This is a genomic window from Acidipropionibacterium virtanenii, from assembly GCF_003325455.1.
Taxonomy (GTDB): Bacteria; Actinomycetota; Actinomycetes; order Propionibacteriales; family Propionibacteriaceae; genus Acidipropionibacterium; species Acidipropionibacterium virtanenii.
On record NZ_CP025198.1, the window covers coordinates 863,888 to 886,406 of the forward strand.

Genomic DNA, 22,519 nt, shown 5'->3' on the forward strand with positions numbered 1-22,519 from the left:
ATGACCTCTGCCGATGATCTCGGGCTGCCCCTTCTCAGCGAGGGCAAGGTGCGTCGTCTGTACCGTCTGCCCGACCAGACCGGCCGGCTGCTGATGGTCGCGACCGACCGGATCAGCGCCTACGACCACATTCTCAGCCCCGACATCCCCGACAAGGGAAAGGTCCTGACGGGCATCTCCCTGTGGTGGTTCGATCAGCTCTCGGACGTGGTCGAGAACCATCTGGTGTCCACCGACGTCCCCGACGCGGTGGCAGGCCGGGCGATGATCGTCGAGGAACTGGACATGTTCCCGGTGGAGTGCGTCGTGCGCGGCTACCTCACCGGATCTGGTTTGGCCGAGTACCAGAAGTCCCGGTCGGTGTGCGGAATCAAGCTGCCCGAGGGCCTCAAGGACGGGTCGCGCCTGCCGCAGCCGATCTTCACCCCGGCGACCAAGGCCGAGTACGGCGAGCATGACGAGAACATCGACTTCGAGACCCTGACCGGGATCGTCGGCGCCGAGGCGGCCGACCGGCTGCGGCGTCTCTCCCTGGCGATCTACGTGCGGGCCGAGCAGATCGCACGGGAGCGCGGCATCGTCCTGGCCGACACCAAGGTGGAGTTCGGACGCCGCCCCGACGGCACCGTCGTGCTCGGCGACGAGGTGCTCACCCCGGACTCCTCTCGCTTCTGGGACGCCCGCGACTGGCATCCGGGCGGGAAGAATCCCTCCTTCGACAAGCAGTTCGTCCGGGACTGGCTGACCTTCGCCTCGGGCTGGGACCCCCGGTCCGGCGAGGAGCCCCCGGAGCTGCCCGCCAATGTGGTGACGGCCACCCGGAACCGGTATCTGGAGGCATGGTCGATGCTCACCGGGATCGCCGATCCGCTGTCGGGGGAGCACGCGGGGCAGGATGCCCGTGCGGGGCGGACGGTTGATGACGTCGCGTCCGGGGCCGAGCCGCAGTCGGTTCCGGAGCCTGCTCCGGGCCACGTCTCCGGGCCTGCCGCCGTACCGGAGGAGGCGTCGGAGCCCGTCGTCGCCTCCGAGCAGGAACCGGCGTCCATCATTGAGGAGCCTTCTGCCGCGCCGGCGCAGCCCGATAGGATCGGCGCCATGGCACGTGTTGTGGTGGATGTCATGCCCAAGCCGGAGATCCTCGACCCTCAGGGCAAGGCGATCACGGGAGCCCTGGGCAGGTTGGGGCATGACGGACTGACGGTCCGTCAGGGCAAGCGTTTCGAGATCACCGGTGAGGACGTCGCCGATCGTCTCGACGAGATCCGGGCGATCGCCGAGGGGATGCTGGCCAACACCGTCATCGAGTCCTACGACGTGCGCGTGGAGGACTGAGATGGCGGTACGGATCGGGGTGGTGACCTTTCCGGGGTCGCTGGATGACGCCGACGCCGCGCGTGCGGTCCGCCTGGGCGGGGCACAACCGGTCCCGCTGTGGCACGCCTCGCAGGACCTGCAGGGGGTTGACGCCGTCATCCTGCCGGGCGGGTTCTCCTACGGCGACTACCTGAGGGCCGGAGCCATCGCCTCCCTGTCGACGGTGATGCGCTCGGTGAGCGCGGCCGCCGCCAAGGGCCTGCCGGTGCTGGGCATCTGCAACGGCTTCCAGGTGCTGTGCGAGGCCCATCTGCTGCCGGGCACCCTGATGCGCAATGAGCAGCGGCGGTTCCACTGCTCGGTCCAGGAGCTGGTCGTCGAGAGTATCGACACGGTGTGGACCTGCGACTTCGCCCCGGACGCGCACATCTCCATCGCCGCCAAGCACGGCGAGGGGAACTATGTGGCCGACGACGCCACCCTGGCGGCCGTCGAGGCCAACAATCAGGTGGTCTTCCGTTACGTCGACAATCCCAACGGCTCGGATCACGACATCGCCGGCGTCACCAATGAGGCCGGCAATGTGGTGGGTCTCATGCCCCACCCCGAGCATTCCGTGGAGGATCTGACCGGCGGTTCGACCGACGGCCTCACCTTCATCTCCTCGGTGCTGAAGTTCCTCAGCGTCCAGGTCTGAGCCGGATCCCGAGGCACGAACGCGGACGGCCGACCCCCGAGGGGGCCGGCCGTCCTGCGTCGCGGGGGGATGTTCAGGCCAGCTGCTCCTCGGGGGCCTCAACGGCCCAGTGGGCGAAGTCCTGCCCCTCATCGCGGTGGGCCAGATAGCTGCGGACGACCCGCTCGACGTAGTCGGCGAGGCCCTCGGAGGTCACCTTGAGACCGCGGACGGTGCGTCCCAGCCGACTCTCCCCCGTGTGTCGCCCGGTCTCCAGGCGTCCTCCCAGATGGACCTGGAAGCCGAACTCGCCCTTGATGATCTGTCCCTTCAGGCCGATGTCGGCGACCTGGAAACGGGCGCAGGAGTTGGGGCAGCCGTTGATGTTGAGAGTGATCGGCGGTTCGACCCTCTCGCCGGCGAAGCGCTTCTCCAACTCGTCGACGGTCCGGGCGGCCAGGCCCTTCGTCTCGACGAAGGCCAGCTTGCAGAACTCGATCCCGGAGCAGGCCATGGTGGCCCGCCGGAATGAGGACGGGTGAGCCTGGAGGCCGAGTTCCCCGAGCTCGGCGACCAGGTCGTCGGCCCGATCGGGCAGGACGTCGAGCACCACGAGCTTCTGGTACGGGGTGAGCCGGATGCGATGGGATCCGGCCTTCTCGGCCGCCTCGGCGATAGCCGTGAGCCTGGGGCCGGAGAGCCGGCCGACCGTCGGGGCGAAGCCGATGTACAGATTGCCGTCCTTCTGGGCATGGACGCCGATGTGGTCGTCGGGGGAACCGTCGGGGTGGGCGGCCGGCCCGTCATGGAGCTTTCGGTGCAGGTACTCGTCCTCCAGCACCCGGCGGAACTTCTCGGGTCCCCAGTCCTCGACGAGGAACTTCAGGCGGGCGTGGGTGCGGCGCAGCCGGTATCCGTAGTCGCGGAAGATGGAGGCCACCCCGCACCAGACCTCGGTGGTCTCCTGCTGGGAGACCCAGACGCCGAGCCGCTTGGCGAGCTTGGGGGTGGTGGCCAGCGCCCCTCCGACCCAGACGTCGTAGCCGGGGCCGAGTTCGGGATGGACGACGCCGACGAAGGAGATGTCGTTGATCTCGTGCGGGATGTCGATGCTGGGGTGACCGGTGACCGCGGTCTTGAACTTGCGGGGCAGGTTCGAGAACTCCGGATTGCCGATCCACTGGTCGACGATGCCGCGGATGGTCGGTGTGGGGTCGATGATCTCGTCGGCGGCGATCCCGGCCACCGGGGAGCCCAGGAATCCTCGCGGCACATCGCCGCAGGCCTCGGTGGTGCGCAGGCCGACGGCCTCGAGCCGCTCCCAGATCTCGGGGATGTCCTCGACGCGGATCCAGTGGTACTGGATGTTCTGGCGGTCGGTGATGTCGGCGGTGTCGCGGCCGAACTCGTGCGACAGCGCTCCGAGCACCTTCGTCTGCTTGGTGGTGAGCTGGCCCCCGTCGATGCGTACCCGCATCATGAAGGTGTCGTCGGACAGCTCGTTGGGGGTGAGGCTGGCGGTGCGGTGGCCGTCGATGCCCTGCTTGCGCTGGGTGTAGACGCCCCACCACTTCAGCCGGGCGAAGAGATCCTCCTGGCTGATCGAGCCGAACCCCTCCTTGGCGTACGTGCTGATGACCCGGTCGCGGGAGGTGAGCCCGTCGGCCTCCTGCTTGAGCACCTCGTCGGAGTTGAGCGGAGCGCGCCCGGAGACTGCCCACTGGCCCTGGTCACGTGTGGGAGTGCGAGTCGGCATGTGTTCCTCCAGCATTCGCGGATTTGCCGGAACGGTACCCGGGAGGTCTGCTCGAACCGGAAAATCGTCCAGAATGTGGCGCAATGTCTGGAATATGAGACGTCACCGATCTGCGTGCCGCTCGGGTCGCGGCGGATCCGCCGGGATGGATGCCGGTGCCTTCGCCGCGCCGGAAAGGGTGTGGGAGAATCACAGGCGCCGAGATCGCACAGCCTTTCGTCGAGCGACTCTCCTCACCGAGGATCCGGCTCGCCCAGCAGTCGGCGCGGGCCCTCGACCCGGGACGTTGACACTGCTGGAAGGAGCGGAGATGAGCGGGACCGGACCGGCCTCACCCACGGACCAGAACGATGGCCATGTCGTCGACGAGGGGGACAGGGGGTACCAGAAGGGCCTGAAGACCCGCCACATCCGGATGATCGCCATCGGCGGCTCCATCGGCACCGGGCTCTTCCTGGGTGCCGGAGGCCGGCTGGCCAACGGCGGCCCCGCCCTGGCGATCGCCTACGCCATCTGCGGGATCTTCGCCTTCATCATGGTCCGGGCGCTGGGCGAGCTGTCCATCCACAGGCCCTCCTCGGGGGCCTTCGTCTCCTACGCCCGCGAGTTCATGGGGGAGAAGGGCGCCTACATCACCGGCTGGCTGTTCTTCCTGGACTGGGCCACCAGCGTGATGGCCGATATCACCGCCGTCGCCCTCTACCTGCACTTCTGGACCTTCTTCCAGCCCGTGCCGCAGTGGCTTCTGGCGATGATCGCGCTGGTGCTGGTCTTCACCCTGAACCTGTTCAGCGTGAAGTACTTCGGCGAGGCCGAGTTCTGGTTCGCCGCCATCAAGGTGACCGCCATCGTCGTCTTCATGATCGTGGCCATCTGGGCCATCGTCACCGGGCATGCGGTGGGCTCCGGGCACGCCGGGTTCTCCAACCTCACCGATCACGGCGGCTTCTTCCCGATGGGCGTCGCCCCGCTGCTCACCCTCTCGCTGGGAGTCGTCTTCGCCTTCGGCGGCACCGAGATGGTCGGGGTGGCCGCCGGCGAGGCCGAGGAGGCCAAGAAGATCCTGCCGAAGGCCGTGAACTCGATGATCCTGCGGATCTTCATCTTCTACGTCGGCTCGGTCATCCTCATGACCCTGGTGCTGCCCTGGACCGCCTACTCGGCCAATGAGTCCCCGTTCGTCACCTTCTTCGCCGGCATCGGGGTGCCCCACGCCGGAGACATCATGCAGGTGGTCGTCCTCACCGCGGCGCTGTCCTCGCTGAACGCCGGCCTCTACGCCACCGGCCGCACCCTGCGCTCCATGGCGGTGGCCGGGGAGGCGCCGAAGGTCGCCGCGAAGCTCAACAAGCACCAGGTGCCCGCCGGAGGCATCGCCATCACCGCCTCGCTCGGACTCATCGGCGTCCTCATCAACTACATCTACCCGACCGGCGCCTTCGAGATCGTCATGAACCTGGCCGGCATCGGCATCGCCGGCACCTGGATCTCCATCCTCATCTCCCACATCCTGTTCGTCCGAAAGGCCGGCAGGGGAGAGGCGACCCGCCCCGACTTCAAGCTCCACGGCGCACCGGTGACCAACGTCGTCGCCGTCGTCTTCCTGGCCGCGATCATCGTCTCCATGTGGTTCGACGCCGAGATCGGCCGGCCCACCATCTACATGTTCGGCGGGGTCGTGGCGCTGCTGGTGATCGGCTGGTTCGGAGTGCGCCATCGCATCAAGGGGGACCTGCTCGACACCATCCTCGACGAGGACGCTCCCGCCGTGGCCGACCCGCACGGGCAACACGAGGAATAGGGGAGACGTGATGAGAGTGTCGATCCTGTACACCGGCGGCACCATCGGAATGGTCGACACCCCACGCGGGCTGGCTCCGGGGGCCGATCTCGACGGATGGCTGCACCGGCTGGTCGCCGGCACCGAACTCGACCACGGCGTCACCGTCACCTCCTTCGAGAAGCTCATCGACTCCTCGAACGCCACACCGTCGGACTGGCAGGCGATCATTGACGAGCTGTGGCGCCAGTACGACGACGCCGACGCCTTCGTGGTGCTGCACGGCACCGACACGATGGCCTACACCTCGGCGGCGCTGGCCTTCGCCCTCACCGGGTTCGACAAGCCCGTCGTGGTGACCGGCTCCCAGTACCCGCTCGGGGTCGTGGGTTCCGACGCCGCTCCAAATGTCACCGGGGCGCTGCGCGCCGCGATGACCGGGAACCACTTCGGGGTGGCGATCTTCTTCGGCCACGTGCTGCTGCGCGGCACCCGGGTCACCAAGACCTCCACCTGGGCCTTCCAGGGATTCGACTCGCCCAGCGTGCCCGAGCTGGCCCGTACCGGAGCCCCGTGGCAGTGGAGCCGGTACGAGGTGCCCAAGGGCTGCGGATGGACGGATCCTGCGCCCTACACCCGCCAGGACGTGCCGGTGCTCGACCTCGCTCCCGGTATCACCGCAGCCAGGCTGGCCGCCGCCCTCGACCCGCTTCCCCGGGCCGTGGTGCTGCGCGCCTTCGGGGTGGGCAACATCCCCAGCGACGAGCCTGGACTCCTCGACGTCATCACCTCGACCATCGGCGCCGGTGTGCCCGTCGTGGTGACCTCCCAGTGCCATCAGGCCGATGTGCAGCTGGGCCACTACGAGGCCGGATTCGAACTGGCCCGGGCCGGCGCCGTGGGTTCGGGGGACATGGTGCTGGAGGCGGTCTACGCGAAGCTGAACTTCCTGCTCTCCCAAGGGCTGGAGGCCGACGAGGTGCGCCACTGGATGGGGACGAATCTGACCGGGGAGTTGAGCTGATCGGCAGCCGGAGAAATGAGCCGATCGGCCGGCTCAGCGCTTCCGGCGCTCCCGCTCGATGACCTGCCGCCAGGTCGGCACGACGGTGCCGCGGCCTGCCGAGATGCGTCGCAGCCGGCCGCGGCAGAACACGATTCCGCCGATGCCGACGGCGAAGAAGATCAGCTGGACGCTCATCGACCAGCGGAATCCCGACAGGTTGTAGGCGCCACCGGGGCACAGCACGTCCAGCATCAGCCCGATGATCTGGATGAGGAGGAGCGACGCCGTGAACCCGCCCATGATGGCGATTCCGGTCGCGGTACCCAGCCGGTGGGCCGGAAGTTCGGTCCTCAGCACATCGAATCCCACCGAGCCGCCGGGAAGCGCCAGTCCCAGTCCGACCGACAGGCCCGCCAGCAGCCACAGCGGCGCGCGCCCCGGCCACAGCAGCACGACGAGCCACGGAATGACGGCCAGGCAGACCATGCCGATCACCAGGGAACTGCGCCTCAGCGGATGGCGCTGGGTCAGCCGCGCCGCGATCGGCCCCGTGAGCGCGGAGATGACGATGTACAGGGTCAGCAGGCCGGACGCCGTGCCGGTGGAACGTCCCTCGGCCCGGGTGAGATAGGGCATTCCCCACATCATCGAGTAGACGATGCCGCCGAGGTTGGTGGACCAGTGCGACCAGAACCCGACGCCGGTGGCGGGATGGCGGATCACCTCGAGCACCTCGTGGGGCATCTGGCGCAGCGCGACGCCGCTGCGCTGCCCGGCGGCACCCGACGGGGCGTCGCGCAGCAGCCCTGCGCTGGTGATCACGCCCAGGGCACCGATACCGGCCGCCACCAGATAGGTGGTGCGCCAACCCTCGCTGCCCACCAGGGCGACCAGCCCGACTGTGGAGCCGATCTGACCCACCTGGCCCAGCAGACCGGTGAGCTGGGTGAGCATCGGCACCATCCGGACCGGGAACCAGGACGGGATGAGACGGATCGCCGAGCTGAAGGTGCAGGCGTCCCCGGTGCCCACCAGAACGCGGGCCAGGATCGCGATCGGCACCTGGTCGGTGAGGGCGATCGTCGTCTGCCCCGCCGTCATGAGGACCGCTCCGAGGGTGATGACGAATCGCGGACCCACCCGGTCCAGCAGCATCCCGGCAGGCAGCTGTGCCAGGGCGTAGACCGCCAGCTGCAGCACCATGAAGGTGGCCACGATCCCGGCGGTCGCATGGAAGTGGGAGGCCGCTGTCAGCCCCATCACACCCAGTGAACTGCGATGCAGCACCGCCAGGGTGTAGGCGAGGACGCCGGCTCCCCAGACGATCCATGCCCTGCTCGACGTTCTCGATTCCGCCACGGGCGGCCATCCTATTCCTGCCGGGGTGCCTCGATCGCTGTGAGTCCGGCCCCATATGGTGGGATTCGGAGCGGACCCCACCGGTCCACGCACGAACGGGGAATGAGGCAGATGGCTCAGATCGACGTCGAGGACCTTGCCGAGCGCGTGGTGGCCGGAAGCAGGCCGCACATCGCCAGGGCGTTGACCCTGGTGGAGTCCAGCCGGGCGGAGGACCGCGAGCGGACCCGCGAACTGCTGAGGCTGGTGTCCCGGCACACCGGCCGGGCCATCCGGCTGGGCGTCTCCGGAGTCCCCGGAGCCGGGAAGTCCACCTTCATCGACGCCCTGGGGTGCAGGCTGGTCGACGAGCACCACCTCAAGGTCGCCGTGCTGGCCGTCGACCCGTCGTCCTCCCAGACCGGGGGATCGATCCTGGGCGACCGGACCCGGATGGGCGAACTGGCCGAGCGCGACGACGCCTTCGTGCGTCCTTCCCCGTCGGGCGGCAGCCTGGGCGGGGTGGCCCGGGCCACCCGCGAGTCGATGATCATCATGGAGGCCGCCGGGTACGACGTCGTGATGATCGAGACTGTCGGCGTCGGGCAGTCCGAGGTCGCGGTCGCGGGGATGGTCGACACCTACCTGCTGGTCGCCGTCACCGGCGCTGGTGACGATCTCCAGGGAGTCAAGAAGGGCATTCTGGAACTGGCGGACGTGATGGCCGTCAACAAGGCCGACGGCGACAACGCACCCCGGGCCCGCCAGGCCGCCGAGGACTTCAGCAAGGGCCTCGAACTGGTGTCCGCCCAGGCGGGCGAGCGGACCGTCCCGGTGCTCACCTGCTCGGCGCTGGAGGGCACCGGCCTGGAGGACGTGTGGCAGGCCGTCGTCGACCACCGGCACTGGCTGGAGCACAACGGCTCGCTGAGCCGGCGTCGCGCCGAGCAGCAGCACGAATGGATGTGGAACATCGTCCGCAACTCCATCGTCGAGTCCCTCAGGAAGGATCCGGTGGTGGCCGACCGAATGGCCGGCATCGAGGCCGGCCTGGGCACCGAGGCCACCGAGGCACTGGACGGCGCCCAGCAGATCCTCAGGCTCTTCGCCCGGCGCGTCCCCGATCAGCCCTGGGCGCAGGGCCGGCCCTCAGCGGGATGACTCCGGGCCCTCTCCCGGGAGAGCACGGCGCCCGGGAGAGGGATGCCATACCACCTCGACGATCTCATTCGGTAGATTGGCCCCGTGGCCGACACCGTAGAGAATGCCCGCAACACCCCGGATCTGGGCCAGCCCTGGGCTGAGCTCGGGCTCGCCGAGGACGAGTACAGCAGGATTCGCAAGATCCTGGGTCGACGCCCCACCGGCGGGGAACTGGCGATGTACTCCGTGATGTGGTCGGAGCACTGCTCCTACAAGTCGTCCAAGATCTACCTCAAGAAGTTCGGTGCGCTGCCTCAGGAGACCCCTCGCGGGCCGCTCATGGCGGGCATCGGAGACAATGCCGGAGTGGTCGACATCGGCCACGGGCTGGCGGTCACCTTCAAGGCGGAGTCCCACAACCACCCCTCCTACGTCGAGCCGCACCAGGGAGCGGCGACCGGTGTGGGCGGCATCGTGCGCGACATCATGGCGATGGGCGCCCGGCCGATCGGCGTCATGAACGCGCTGGCCTTCGGACCCCTGAACGCCCCCGACACCGCCCGGGTGCTGCCCGGCGTGGTTTCCGGGGTCGGCGACTACGGCAACTGCCTGGGTCTTCCCACCATCGGCGGGCAGACCCTCTTCGACCCCACGTATTACGGGAACCCGCTGGTCAACGCGCTGTGCGTGGGCGTGCTGCGCCACGAGGACCTGCAGTTCGCCAAGGCCTCCGGGATCGGCAACCTGGTCGTCCTGTTCGGTGCGGCCACCGGCGGCGACGGGATCGGCGGCGCCTCCATCCTGGCCTCCGAGTCCTTCGAGTCCGAGGGTGAGTCGAAGCGGCCCAGCGTCCAGGTGGGCGATCCCTTCATGGAGAAGCTGCTCATCGAATGCACCCTGGAGCTGTTCAACGCCGGTGTCTGCGAGGCCCTCCAGGACTTCGGCGCCGCCGGCATCTCCTGCGCCACCTCGGAGCTGGCCAGCGCCGGGGACGGCGGCATGCACGTCGAACTCGACCTGGTGCCGCTGCGCGACCCGAACCTCGCCCCCGAGGAGATCCTCATGAGCGAGTCCCAGGAGCGGATGGCCGCCGTGGTCACACCGGCCAACCTGGAACGGTTCATGGAGATCTGCGAGCACTGGGACGTGGCCGCCACCGTGATCGGCGAGGTCACCGACGGCGACCGGCTGCTCGTCGACTGGCACGGCGAGCGGATCGTCGACGTCGACCCCCACACTGTGGCCCACGACTCGCCCGAGCTGCACATGCCGGTGGCCCGGCCCGACTGGATCGACCCCCTCAACGCCGATCACGCCAACAACCTGCCGCGCAGCAATGACGGCTCCGAGCTGGCCCGTCAGGTCACGGCTCTGGCCGTCTCGTCGAACCTGTGCGACCGTTCCTGGATCACCGACCAGTACGACCGCTTCGTTCGGGGCAACACCGTGCTCGCCCAACCCGAGGACGCCGGCATGATCCGCGTCGACGAGGAGTCCGGGCTGGGGATCGCCCTGTCATTGGACGCCAACCCCCGCTACACCATGCTGAACCCCTATCTCGGCGCCCAGTTGGCGCTCTCGGAGTCCTACCGGAACGTGGCCGTCGCCGGAGCCACCCCGGTCGCCGTCACCGATTGCCTCAACTACGGATCGCCCTACGATCCCAACGTGATGTGGCAGTTCTCCGAGACGATTCTGGGGCTGGTGGACGGCTGCCGGAATCTGGAGGTTCCGGTCACCGGTGGCAACGTCAGTCTTCACAATCGCACCGGAGACCGGTCGATCCGCCCCACTCCGCTGGTCGGGATGCTCGGCATCATCGACGACGTCACCACCCGGATCCCGGCCTCCTTCGCCCATCCGGGGGATGCCGTCCTGCTGCTCGGCGAGACGAGGCTCGAGCTGGGCGGCTCGGCCTGGGAGGACGTCATCCACGACGGGCATCTGGGCGGGATGCCGCCGATGCCGAAGCTCGCCGCCGAGAAGGCGCTGGCCGCGGTGATGGCCGCGGCCGCCGGCGAGGGACTGCTCAGTTCGGCCCACGATCTGTCGGAGGGGGGCCTGTCGCAGGCTCTGGTCGAGGCCTGCCTCGACGGGAGAGTCGGGGTCAGCCTCACCCTGCCCGAGGGCGAGCCCTCCGTGATGCTGTTCTCCGAGACCCCGGCCCGCGCCCTGGTCTCCCTGCCCGGAACCGCCTACCAGCGCTTCACCGCCCTGTGCGCCGAGCACCGGGTACCGGTGGCCCGCCTGGGCGAGGTGCTCGACTCGGGCGAGATCGAGGTCCAGGGGCTGTTCACCCTCGATCTGGATGAGCTGCGGACCGCCTGGGAGGCCCCGATCCCCGCTGCGATGGAGGTCTGAGGGGCGGGCCGTCGTCGGTCCGCCGGTGATGGGGCGACGAGAATCCCGCTCAACGGGGGACAGGGCCCCTGTGGAGGCGGGAACCCCCGTTGAGCGGGATTCTCGTCCTGTCAGTCGGACCCGCGCCCCTTCCCCATCGCCCCCAGCAGCGGAGTGATGATGTCCATCGGCAGCGGGAAGACGACTGTCGAGTTCTGATCGGCACCCAGTTCGAGCAGAGTCTGAAGGTAGCGCAGCTGGAGCGATGCGGGGCTCTGCGAGAGCACGTCGGCCGCCTGCTTGAGCTCCCCGGAGGCCTGCAGCTCGCCGCGGGCATTGATCACCTTGGCGCGCCGTTCCCGTTCCGCCTCGGCCTGGCGGGCCATCGCTCGCTGCATCGCCTCGGGGATCTCCACATCCTTGATCTCCACCACCGAGACGTCGACCCCCCAGGGCTGCGTCTGCACCTCGATGATCTCGCGCAGGTCGGCGTTGAGCTGCTCGCGGTGGGCCAGGAGGGTGTCCAGGTCAGCCCGCCCGAGCACGCTGCGCAGGGTGGTCTGGGCGATCTGGCTCGTCGCGACGGCGTAGTTCTCGACATTCATCACCGCGTGGGTGGCGTCGGTGACGTTGAACAGCACCACCGCGTTGACCCGGGCCGGCACGTTGTCCTGGGTGATGACCTCCTGCGGCGGGATTGTCAGGGTCACGGTCCTGGTGTCGACGCGCATCAGCCTGTCCAGCCCCGGGACGATGAACACCAGCCCGGCCCCGTGGAGAGGCCGGAGCCGGCCGAGCCGGAAGATCACCGCGCGCTCGTACTCGGGGATGATCTTGAGGCAGGTCACCAGGATCCCGGCGACGAGCACCACCAGGGCGATCGTCGTGAAGAGCCATTCGGTGTGATTCATCGGGTTCCTCCGGTGCGGGAGTTGTCGGGTCTGTGGTCGGCACCGTACCGGGTGCGGCCGCTCGACCAGTGGGAGCTGTACCGCCGGATCAGCTGCGCGGCCTCGTCCGCGGCGCGATCCGTGAGCGGCTGGCCGACGGCTCCCCGGGTGACGGTGCGGGTCCGTGGACCGATCGTCTCGTCGAATCCTGAATCCGCTGACGCCGAGGACTCGATCGGGATCTCCTCGGGGATGGAGACCGGGCGATTCCGCAGCGAACTGGCCATCGGCCAGGCCGCCAGGGCGACGACCACCAGAGTGGCCGTCAGGGTGACATATTCGGCGGTGCTGCGGGCCGCCAGGAGCATCGCGGCCGGCAGCACGAAGGCGGCGATCAGGATGCACAGGCTCATCCCGCGGTGGAACATGCCGGCCTCCGAATAGGGCCACGGATCGACCGGAGCGGTGATCTCCCGGGCGCCGACCCCCGGGGCGCAGGAGTCCTTGACCGGGCAGCGGCCGCAGATCTCGTGCTGGCCGCGGTACCGGATGACCCGCTTCTCCGGGTCGAAGCTCGCCGGCCACAGCCAGTGGTCCTCATGGCACTTCCAGGCGCCGTTGTCCTCATGGAAGACGAAATTCGTCTCCTTCCACTGCCGTGAACGTCTGGCGCTGCGCTGTCCCAGGACGTCGAGCAGCCAGGCCACGCCGATCAGAAGACCGGCGTAGCCGCACACGAGAAAGATCTCGAGGGAGGTGCTCACGGTCGCGGATCCTCGGTGGCCACGGCCTGCTCCTCCCCGGTGGGCGCGGCGGCGTCCCCGGTGGTTCCCGACACGGTGAACAGGCTCTCCACCGCCAGCTCGTCGACGATCCTGCCGTGGTTGCGGAAGCGCCACCCCTGGAAGGCCATCCAGAGGAAGGGCAGGACGCCGCCGACGATGAAGACGATGTCGCCCGGCATCCTCATCCATTCGAGAACGGAGTTGCGGTGGGAGGTGATGTAGTTGAGCGATCGGGCCTCGTAGTACCCGGCCCCCACGGCGTGGTAGAGCTGGAGCAGCCCGAGCGGCAGCAGGGTCACGAAGACCATCCAGATGAGGCCGATATTGGTCGACCAGAAGGAGATCTTCGCCAGCCCGTCGTTCCACCTCTCCTCGGGGATGAGGTACCGCAGCGCGAACATTCCCAGGGCCAGCGCAAGCATCCCGTAGACGCCCATCATGGCGCCGTGGGCATGGTTCGCGGTGAGCGCCGTGCCGATCTCGTAGTAGGAGACGATGGGCAGGTTGATGATGAATCCGAAGACCCCGGCGCCCACGAAGTTCCAGAAGCCGACCGCGACCAGGAACATCACGCACCAGCGGTGCGGGAAGGGGGTTCTCGACTGGGACTCCTGTCGGGCGCCCAGCTGCATGAATGCCCATGCCTCGACGGTGAGGAAGGTCAGTGGGATGACCTCCGCGGCCGAGAAGAAGGCGCCCACGGCCATGCTCGAGCTGGGTGTTCCCGAGAAGTACAGGTGGTGCATGGTGCCCAGTACGCCGCCGGCCGAGTAGAGGATGACGTCCATGTAGATGATCCCCAGGGCGACCTTTTCCCGGACCACTCCGAGCATCACGAAGATGTAGGCCACCAGGACGGTGGTGAACAGCTCCAGGAAATCCTCCACCCACAGATGGACCACCCAGAACCGCCAGAACTCCGCCACCGACAGGTGGCTGCCCGAGGTGGCGAGCTGGCCGACAGCGTAGAACATCGGAATCGACAGGGCGGAGAAGAAGAAGACCCAGGGCATGTTCCCGCGCGACTCGCTCTTCAGGCGACCGCGGATCGAGCGCCAGATGATGAACACCCACAGGAACATTCCGACGGTCAACAGCGTCTGATACAACCGTGGCAGATCGAGATACTCCCACTGCTGGCCGAACAGCGGACCGTGGGCCCAGGACACTCCGTAGATCGACAGCATCTCGGCGCCCAGGGATCCGAACACGACGATCGCCACCGCGGCGAGCAGGACGCCGGTCCATCGACCCTGGTTCTTCGGTTCACGACCGGAGATGAAGGGGGCCAGGAAGATCCCGCCGGCCAGGAAGGCCGCGGCCGTCCAGAACAGGGACAGCTGGACGTGCCAGGTCCGGGCCAGGTTGTAGGGGAACCAGCTCGCCAGGTCGAAGCCGAAGAAGCTGGTGAGATCCGACCGGTAGTGCTCGGCGGCCGCCCCGACGATCGTCTGGACCAGGAAGAGCGCGGCGATCACCAGGAAGAACCACGAGCACATCCGTTGGGATCTGGTGAGACCCACCTCCCTGGGCCGGATGAAGGACAGGGACGGCACCTCGGAGGCGTGCCAGCCGATGGTGCGGCTCCATCGGCCGTAGACCGCGAACATGATGCCGGTGCCCCCGATAAGGACGATGAGGGACAGCGCCGACCACAGCACCATGTCGGCCGTCGGAGTGTTGCCGACACGCGATTCGGAGGGCCAGTTGTTGGTGTAGGAGTAATTCTTGCCGGGACGTTCGGCCGCCGAGGCCCAGGCCGTCCAGGCGAAGAAGCTGGTGAGCTGCTTGATCTGGACGGGATCCTTGATGTTGTCGGCGAGCAGCCCCAGGTTGTGGGAGTTCTTGCCGAAGTAGTCGGCGTAGTAGCCGACCAGATACTGGTAGGCGGAGGCCTGCTCGGCGGAGAGCACCAGGACTCCGGTCTTCTCGTCGTACCGGTTGGTGCGCCAGTCGGTCTTGTTGGCCTCAGTCGGATCGTGGGCCCCGGCCTCGCGGCGCTGCTGCAGCGTGTGATCGGTGGCCCGCCGCAGGTAGTCGGCGGTGAAATCGGGCCCGAGGTAGCCGCCGTGTCCGACGATCGCGCCGTACTCCATCAGTCCGCGGTTCTGAAAGATGACCTGACCGGCAGTGATGTCGGACTTGGTGAACAACTGCTTGCCCTGGGTCGTGGTGACCTTCTGGGGAAGCGGCATCGAGTCGGTGTAGGTGGCCCAGGTGACGGCACCCATGATCGTGAAGCCGAGCAGCATCACCAGGACCACGCCCTGGACCCAGCCCTTGCCCACGACCATCGGCCGTCGTTGCGGTCGCGTCTTCGTCATGGGCAGCACTCTAGTTATTGCGGATACGCTCATGTAAAAAAGTCGAATACTGAATCACCATTGACGGGTCGACCCTGCCGTGCCGCCAGGAACCCGGGCATCGTGGACCGTGGAGCCCGAGGACCCTGTCCCGATGTCCGTCGCATGACGGGAATCCCGCTCAGCGGGGGTTCGGGGCGCTGGGGAGGCGAACATCCCCGTTGAGCGGGATTCTCGTCTCTCCAACTCGTACTCCCAGGATTTTCCACAGGGCGATCGCCTCAGGCCATCCCGAGGAAGTTGTCCACAGATTCTCGGCCGACCGACACTTCGGGGATCCGGCCGCGATAACTGGGATGTGGAACTGCTTTCGATACTTCACACCCAGGGAGTGACCTCCGTGCCGAGCGCCGGGTCGCTCGCACGCCAGGCCCGCAGTGCCGTCGCGGGCGGGTTCGCCGTCCGTCCGCTACCGGGAGTCCTCATGGACGCGACTCTCACGGACAATCCGGACGCGTGGATCCGTGCTGTCAGGTGCTGGCGTCCTGATGCCGTTCTCACCGGGCGGGCCGCCCTCCGGGCTCAGTGCCTTCCCCGGATCCCGATGGACTCCATCGACCTTCTCCTTCCCCACAGGTTGTCCGGTCGTCGGCGGGTGCGGATCCATCGGGGGACTCTGCCCGGCGAGCTCCTCAGCGTCGCCCGTGGTGGGCCGACGGCCAGCGTTGCGGCCGCCTGCCTGTTCCTGGGGGCGCGCGGCGACTGGGAGGCCGTATGCCTGGCACTGCGAAAACGCAAGGTGTCACCCCAGGAGATCCGGGCCGCCCTGGACCTCCTGCCCCACCGCCGTGATGCCGAGGCGTTGAGGAGGACGGTCCGGTTCACCCGGGACGCGCCGTGGTCGGTCGCGGAACTGGAGATGCACGAGTTGCTGAGGCTCACGCATGTCACCGGGTGGACCGGCAACAGAGAGGTGATCCTCCGCCGGGAGGACGATCGCCACAGGATCTCCGCGCAGAGGTACTTCCTTGATGGCGCTTTCGCGGCCGAGATGCTCGATGTGGAGATGAACGGGCGCGAGTTCCACGACACCGACGAGTCCTTCGAATCGGATGCGGAGAAGATCAGAGCCCTCACGGCAGCAGGGTGGACCGTCATGCCGGTCACCCCGACGCAGATGCGGCATGATCCGAAGGGGTTCCTCGAGGACCTGGTCGCCCGGCTCCACCGTAGACATCGACCCGATTCCTTGCCCGGAGCTATCACGTACCGGCCGTCCGACCAGGGGTTCTGGACGTTCGGGTGACGGGAATCCCGCTCAACGGGGGTTCGGGGCGCTGGGGAGGCGAACACCCCCGTTGAGCGGAAGATTCGTCTCGCCAGGGGCGCGGTGGCCGCTGTCCGCCGGGACTCATAGGCTGTGGGCATGAGTCTCGCCGAGCGAAGAAGTGAACTGGAAGTCAAGGTGGACGGCCTGCTGGAGCCCACCATCGAGGAGCTGACCACGATGGTCGCCATCCGCTCGGTGAGCTCCCAGGAACCCGACGGGGTGGTCGCCAACGCAGCGCACATCGCCGACCTGGCCCGCCGGGCCGGGGCCGCCGACGCCACCGTGGTCACCGAGGGAGACGGGCTTCCGGCCGTCATCGCGCACTGGCCGGCCCCCGAGGGCAGGCCCACCGTGCTGCTGTACTCCCACGGCGACGTGCAGCCCACCGGAGACCTGTCCGAGTGGCACACCGAACCCTTCGTCGCCACCCGCAAGGGGGACCGCCTCTACGGCCGCGGCACCGCCGACGACAAGGGCGGGGTCGCAGCCCACCTGGCCGCCATCCGCGCCTTCGACGGGAAGCCTCCGGTCGGGGTCACCCTGTTCATCGAGGGCGAGGAGGAGATCGGCTCCCCGTCGATGGCCTCCATCATCGAGAAGCACGCCGACGAGCTGGCCGCCGACGTCATCGTCATCGCGGACTCGGTGAACTGGGACCAGGGTGAGCCCTCCCTGACCACCACGCTGCGCGGGGTGGCCGACTGCACCGTCGAGGTGCGCACCCTGGACCATCCGCTGCACTCGGGTCAGTTCGGCGGCATCGTCCCCGACGCCCTGACCACCCTGTGCCGGCTGCTGGCCACCCTCCACGACGAGGACGGGGAGGTCGCGGTCGAGGGGCTCAAGGCCTTCCCCGGCCCCGATCTGGAATACCCGGAGGACCGGCTGCGCACCGAGACCGCCCTCCTGGACGGTGTGGAATGGGTCGGCAAGGGCTCCTTCGTGGAGCGGATGTGGACCAAGCCGTCGGTCTCCGTGCTGGCCATCGACGCCACTCCGGTGGCCCGGGCCATCAACATCCTGCCCGCGGCGGCCCGCGCCAAGGTGGGCCTGCGGGTGGCACCCGGCGACGACGCCGCGCAGGCACTCTCCGCCCTGGTGCACCACCTGAAGACCCACGCCGATTTCGGCGCCCACGTCACCGTCACCCCCGGGGAGACCGGTGCTCCCGGCATCGTGAAAGCCGGGCGGCACACCGGAGAGGTGGTCGACGAGGCCTTCAGACTGGCCTGGGGCCACAAGCCGGTGGAGATGGGCACCGGCGGTGCGATCCCGCTGGTCACCGACCTGCAGAACGCCTTCCCTGACGCCACGGTTCTGGTCACCGCAGTCACCGACCCCGACTCGCGGATGCACGGCATCGACGAGTCCCTGCACCTGGGGGACTTCCGCAGGGCCATCCTCACCGAGGCCCTGCTGCTGGCCGGCCTGGCCGAGTAACGACCGACGCAGCCGCCCTGTCTGACGGCGTAGGATCTCCACCACGCCGTCAGGCAGGGCTTTCCGCGTCTCAGAAGGGTGGGGTGACGCGGGCTGTGTCGTCCCGTGAGGAGCCCCGTGCCAGCGATCCGTTACTCCCGTCTGTTCTCCTATTCCGGGCCCGCCTTCGTCGCGGTCGGGTTCGGCGCCCGCCTGCCCCTGGCGATGAGCCAGCTCGGCACCATGCTGCTGGTCTCCAGCCCGATGGTGGCCGGCTGGATGGGCCCCGGCGGGGTGGCCGCCGGAGCGGTGGCCCTGGCCAACGCGGTCGGCTCCCCGATCTTCGGTTCGCTGACCGACCGCCGCGGGCAGCGGGGCATCCTGCTGCTCCAGTCTCTGATCGGTGGCGCCGCCCTGATCGTCGAGGCGGCGGTCGCGGTCGTCGGTGCCCCGTGGGCCCTGGTGGCCCTCATCGGTGCGGTCGCCGGGTTCTTCACGCCCCAGGTCGGCACCATGGCCAGGGTCCGCTGGCGGGCCGTGGCGGCCGCGCATCCGGACCGGAAGGCCGGGATCCTGGAGACCTCCTTCGCCTGGGAGGGATCGGCCGACGAGGCCTCCTTCGCGCTGGGCCCGGCACTGACCGGCGTCCTCGCGGTGCTGATGGGCCCGGTGCCGGCGATCATCGCCGCCGGCGTCATGCTCATCGTCCTGGGATGCTGGTTCGCCGTCGACCCGACGGTGCGCCTGGTCGCCGCGATGCCCGCGGCTCCCGGCGTCGCGGCCGCTCGTGCCGGAACCTCTCGTCGCGGCCGTCGCGAGCCGGTACTGACCCCCGGTGTGCTGGCGGCCCTGGTCGGCCTGCTCATGATCGGGACGATCTTCGGTTCGGTGCAGACCGGCACCACCACCCTGGCGACCGCCGAAGGACGCCCGGGCCTGGCCGGCCTGCTGCACGCCCTGCTGTCGGTGGGAAGCGCGACCGCCGGTCTGCTGCTTCCCCGGCTGGCCAGGCGGATCGGCCTGGTGCGGCGCTGGCACATCTTCGCCACGGCCCTGGCGATCCTGGCGCTGCCTCTGCTGGCCGTCGGATCGCTGGGGACTCTGGTGCCCGAGCTGCTGGTCCTGGGCCTGGCTGTTGCCCCCTACCTCATCACCCTGTACTCGGTGGCCGAGCGCGCCGCCAGGCCGTCCCGGATCGGTATGGTGATGACCATGCTGGCGGCCACCACGAGCCTCGGCTACTCCGTGGGCACCTCGATCGCCGGGCGGTTGGCGGACTGGGGAGGCCACACCCCGGCCTACGCGGTCACCGTGGCCGCGGCTCTGGTGGCCTGTCTGCTCGGCTGGCTGCTGGCCGCCCGGGTGACGCCGCAGGAGCATGCAGTGGCCGCCGACGGGCCAGGGGCGGGGGAGCCCGCGGTGAACTGAGGACGCCGTGACGGCGAAGCTGCGATAGCTTGGGTGCGTGACCCGCGCTGACGGACTTCTCACCGCAGACCTCGATCCCCAGGATCATGGCCCCCAGGACGCCTGTGGCGTCATCGGGATCTATGCTCCCGGCGAAGAGGTCGCCAAGCTCACCTACTTCGGCATGTACGCCCTCCAGCACCGCGGCCAGGAGTCGGCCGGGATGGCGGTCTCGGACGGGGCGCGCACGATGGTCTTCAAGGACATGGGCCTGGTCTCCCAGGTCTTCGACGAGGCCACCCTGAACTCGCTGAGGGGCGGCCTGGCGATCGGCCACACCCGGTACTCGACGACCGGCTCCAGCGTCTGGGACAACGCCCAGCCGACCTTCCGGTCGCGTCCCGGCGGGGGAGGCCTGGCCCTGGCCCACAACGGGAACCTCACCAACTCCGAGGAGCTGGAGGAAGTCATCGCCCAGCGCGACCCGCACGCCGTGGTTCCGCACAAGGACCGGATGGACTCCACCTCCGACACGACGCTGATGACCGCCCTGATGGCCACCTACGAGGGTGCCCTCGACGAGATCGCGCTCCAGGTGCTGCCCAGCCTCAAGGGGGCCTTCAGCCTGGTCTTCATGGACGACACCACGCTGTGTGCCGCGCGCGATCCCCAGGGCATCAGGCCGCTGGTCCTCGGGCGTCTCCAGGGCGGCTGGGTGGTGGCCTCCGAGACCGCCGCCATCGACATCGTCGGGGCCACCTTCGTCCGTGAGATCGAGCCCGGCGAGATGGTCACCATCAGCGCCGCCGGGCTGCGCAGCGCCCGTTTCGCCCAGGCCCGTCCCAAGGGCTGCATCTTCGAGTACGTCTATCTGGCCAGGCCCGACACTCTCATCGCGGGGCGGCGGATCCACAATGTGCGGGTCAAGATCGGCAAGATCCTGGCGGCCGAGGCCCCGGTCGACGCCGACCTGGTGATCCCGGTTCCCGAGTCCGGCACGCCGGCCGCGATCGGTTACGCCGACGAGTCCGGCATCAAGTACGGGATGGGCCTGGTGAAGAACTCCTACGTCGGGCGCACCTTCATCCAGCCCTCCCAGACCCTGCGCAACCTCGGCATCCGGCTCAAGCTCAACCCGCTGCGCGACGTCATCGAGGGCAAGCGCCTGGTGGTGGTCGACGACTCGATCGTGCGCGGCAACACCCAGCGCCAGCTCGTGAGGATGCTGCGGGAGGCGGGCGCCAAGGAGGTCCATGTGAGGATCTCCTCCCCGCCGGTGAAGTGGCCCTGCTTCTACGGCATCGATTTCGCCACCCGGGCCCAGCTCATCGCCGCGGGCCTGTCCACCGACGAGATCTGCCGGTCCATCGGCGCCGACTCGCTGGCCTACGTCAGCCTCGACGGCCTCATCACCGCCACCCATGTCCCGGCCGAGGACCTGTGCCGGGCCTGCTTCGACGGCGTCTATCCGGTGCAGGTGCCGCGTGGCGTCGAGCCGATGCTGGCCGACTCCCTGTCGACCGCCCGCCCGGACCAGCCCCAACTGCCCGAAGAACCCGAGGGAGACCAGTCATGACCCCTGAGCCCAGCACCGCCGACGCCGTCCCCTCCGCGTACTCGCTGGCGGGGGTCGACATCGAGGCGGGGGAGCGCGCCGTCACCCTCATGAAGGAGCACGTCGCCAAGACCCACAGGCCCGAGGTGCTGGGCGGGTTGGGCGGATTCGCCGGCTTCTTCGATGCCTCCGCGCTCACCGGCTACCGGCATCCGGTGCTGGCCACCTCCACCGACGGGGTGGGTACCAAGGTGGCGATCGCCCAGGCCATGGACATCCACGACACCATCGGCTTCGATCTTATCGGGATGCTCGTCGACGACCTGGTGGTGGTGGGCGCCGAGCCCTGGTTCGTCACCGACTACATCGCCTGCGGACACGTCCGCCCCGAACGCATCGCCGACGTCGTGAAGGGCATTGCGGCCGCCTGCCGGAAGGCCGGGTGCGCACTGCTGGGAGGGGAGACCGCAGAGCATCCCGGTTTGCTGGCCCCCGACGAGTACGACGTCGCCGGGGCCACCACGGGAGCCGTCGAGAAGGAGGACATCCTCGGGCCCGAGCGGGTCCAGGAGGGCGATGCCCTGGTCGCGGTGGCCTCCTCCGGCCTGCACTCCAACGGCTACTCGCTGGTGCGCAATGTGCTGCTGGCCCAGGCCGGCTGGAAGCTCGAGCGGACCGTACCCGAGCTGGGTCGGACCCTCGGCGAGGAACTGCTGACCCCCACCACCGTCTACGCGGCCGACCTGCTGGCCCTCATCAAGGAGGTGCCGGTGCATGCCATGAGCCATGTCACCGGCGGCGGGCTGGCCAACAATCTGGCCCGGGTGCTCCCCGCCGGCCTGGGCGCCGTCGTGGAGCGCGACACATGGGCCCCCGCCCCGATCTTCGGGCTGGTCCAGGAGGTCGGGCGGGTCAGCCGACCGGATCTGGAGGCGACCCTCAATATGGGGATCGGGATGGTGCTGGTGCTTCCCGTCGACCGGGCCGAGGAGGCCGTCAGCCGGATGGCCGGCCGGGGACTGCGGAGCTGGCGGTGCGGCACGGTGACCGCTCTCACTGGGGACGCCGCCCCTGCGGTTCAGCTTGTGGGGAACTACTTGGCGGGCTGAGGCGGGCGCACGAACTCACAGGCCGGGCACTTTGTCAGCAGTGTCTCGGCTCGGGTAACCTGTGTGTCACGACAGTACATGACACGCGCGCGGCAATGCCGCGACGAACGAGGCGAGGGGGTCGACCCATATGGGGCGCGGCCGTGCAAAGGCGAAGCAGACCAAGGTTGCTCGCGATCTGAAATATCGCTCGGTTGATATGGATCTCGAGTCCTTGGAGCGCGAATTGAGAGGCGACCAGGCTCGTGAGAGTCAGGATGACGGGGAAGATGAGCTCCCCGACAAGTACGCCGACCTGGCTGAGAAGTACGCCCATTACGGAGACGACGACCAGTGATCGCGCGCCTGCGGCCGGTGCCCGGCCG

17 protein-coding genes are annotated in these 22,519 nt (G+C 68.6%); 12 read left to right on the forward strand and 5 right to left on the reverse strand.

Translation table 11 applies throughout. The features are described from left to right. Together JS278_RS03835 and purQ are read left to right on the forward strand one after the other, a co-directional pair. The gene (locus JS278_RS03835) at positions 1-1,335 is read left to right on the forward strand and encodes a phosphoribosylaminoimidazolesuccinocarboxamide synthase (protein WP_114044041.1); all 1,335 of its coding nucleotides are present in this window, start codon (positions 1-3) and stop codon (positions 1,333-1,335) included. Between the two features lies 1 nt (position 1,336). Beyond that, the gene (gene purQ, locus JS278_RS03840) at positions 1,337-2,014 is read left to right on the forward strand and encodes a phosphoribosylformylglycinamidine synthase subunit PurQ (protein WP_114044042.1); all 678 of its coding nucleotides are present in this window, start codon (positions 1,337-1,339) and stop codon (positions 2,012-2,014) included. 73 nt (positions 2,015-2,087) lie between these two features. Here the strand turns inward: purQ and JS278_RS03845 are convergent, their stop codons facing one another. Then, complete coding sequence (locus JS278_RS03845) at positions 2,088-3,749, reverse strand: nitrite/sulfite reductase (protein WP_114044043.1); 1,662 nt, start codon at positions 3,747-3,749, stop codon at positions 2,088-2,090. A gap of 310 nt (positions 3,750-4,059) precedes the next feature. Here JS278_RS03845 and JS278_RS03850 point away from each other — a divergent pair, with 310 nt between their 5' ends. After that, positions 4,060-5,550, forward strand: a complete 1,491-nt coding sequence (locus JS278_RS03850; protein WP_114044044.1) for an amino acid permease — start codon at positions 4,060-4,062, stop codon at positions 5,548-5,550. Positions 5,551-5,557: 7 nt separating this feature from the next. Continuing rightward, a complete protein-coding gene (locus tag JS278_RS03855) occupies positions 5,558-6,553 on the forward strand; it encodes an asparaginase (RefSeq protein WP_181833819.1) in 996 nt (331 codons plus the stop codon). A 33-nt stretch (positions 6,554-6,586) separates the two neighbouring features. Here the strand turns inward: JS278_RS03855 and JS278_RS03860 are convergent, their stop codons facing one another. Next, positions 6,587-7,894: an MFS transporter gene (locus JS278_RS03860; RefSeq protein WP_114044046.1), complete on the reverse strand. Its 1,308-nt coding sequence runs from the start codon at positions 7,892-7,894 to the stop codon at positions 6,587-6,589. 111 nt (positions 7,895-8,005) lie between these two features. Here JS278_RS03860 and meaB point away from each other — a divergent pair, with 111 nt between their 5' ends. Next, positions 8,006-9,034: a methylmalonyl Co-A mutase-associated GTPase MeaB gene (meaB, locus tag JS278_RS03865; protein ID WP_425451465.1), complete on the forward strand. Its 1,029-nt coding sequence runs from the start codon at positions 8,006-8,008 to the stop codon at positions 9,032-9,034. 84 nt (positions 9,035-9,118) lie between these two features. Then, positions 9,119-11,377, forward strand: coding sequence for a phosphoribosylformylglycinamidine synthase subunit PurL (gene purL / locus JS278_RS03870; protein ID WP_114044048.1), 2,259 nt, complete (start codon positions 9,119-9,121; stop codon positions 11,375-11,377). A gap of 110 nt (positions 11,378-11,487) precedes the next feature. Here the strand turns inward: purL and JS278_RS03875 are convergent, their stop codons facing one another. From JS278_RS03875 to JS278_RS03885, 3 genes are read right to left on the reverse strand one after another with little or no spacing between them, the layout of a single operon-like run. Next, positions 11,488-12,267 carry a slipin family protein gene (locus tag JS278_RS03875; RefSeq protein ID WP_114044049.1) on the reverse strand — a complete coding sequence of 260 codons (780 nt, stop codon included), beginning with the start codon at positions 12,265-12,267 and terminating at the stop codon, positions 11,488-11,490. Then, complete coding sequence (locus JS278_RS03880) at positions 12,264-13,010, reverse strand: hypothetical protein (protein WP_114044050.1); 747 nt, start codon at positions 13,008-13,010, stop codon at positions 12,264-12,266. Before JS278_RS03880 ends, JS278_RS03875 begins: the two co-directional genes overlap by 4 nt. Further along, the gene (locus JS278_RS03885; protein ID WP_245935191.1) at positions 13,007-15,355 is read right to left on the reverse strand and encodes a nitric-oxide reductase large subunit; all 2,349 of its coding nucleotides are present in this window, start codon (positions 15,353-15,355) and stop codon (positions 13,007-13,009) included. Before JS278_RS03885 ends, JS278_RS03880 begins: the two co-directional genes overlap by 4 nt. Before the next feature lie 583 nt (positions 15,356-15,938). On the opposite strand from JS278_RS03885, the gene JS278_RS03890 reads away from it, so the two are divergent. The 6 genes from JS278_RS03890 to JS278_RS03915 all read left to right on the forward strand — a co-directional run bounded on the left by JS278_RS03890 (position 15,939) and on the right by JS278_RS03915 (position 22,491). After that, positions 15,939-16,640: an endonuclease domain-containing protein gene (locus tag JS278_RS03890; protein ID WP_147243145.1), complete on the forward strand. Its 702-nt coding sequence runs from the start codon at positions 15,939-15,941 to the stop codon at positions 16,638-16,640. 120 nt (positions 16,641-16,760) lie between these two features. After that, positions 16,761-18,104 (forward strand): dipeptidase, encoded by a 1,344-nt coding sequence (locus JS278_RS03895; RefSeq protein WP_425451466.1) that lies wholly within the window; start codon positions 16,761-16,763, stop codon positions 18,102-18,104. Between the two features lie 117 nt (positions 18,105-18,221). Further along, positions 18,222-19,511 (forward strand): MFS transporter, encoded by a 1,290-nt coding sequence (locus JS278_RS03900; protein ID WP_181833820.1) that lies wholly within the window; start codon positions 18,222-18,224, stop codon positions 19,509-19,511. A 37-nt stretch (positions 19,512-19,548) separates the two neighbouring features. After that, on the forward strand, positions 19,549-21,066 hold the full coding sequence (gene purF, locus JS278_RS03905) for an amidophosphoribosyltransferase (protein WP_114044053.1): 1,518 nt from the start codon (positions 19,549-19,551) through the stop codon (positions 21,064-21,066). Continuing rightward, positions 21,063-22,154, forward strand: a complete 1,092-nt coding sequence (purM, locus tag JS278_RS03910; protein WP_114044054.1) for a phosphoribosylformylglycinamidine cyclo-ligase — start codon at positions 21,063-21,065, stop codon at positions 22,152-22,154. Before purF ends, purM begins: the two co-directional genes overlap by 4 nt. 130 nt (positions 22,155-22,284) lie before the next feature. Further along, positions 22,285-22,491 carry a DUF3073 domain-containing protein gene (locus JS278_RS03915; RefSeq protein WP_114044055.1) on the forward strand — a complete coding sequence of 69 codons (207 nt, stop codon included), beginning with the start codon at positions 22,285-22,287 and terminating at the stop codon, positions 22,489-22,491. The last annotated feature ends 28 nt before the right edge of the window (positions 22,492-22,519 follow it).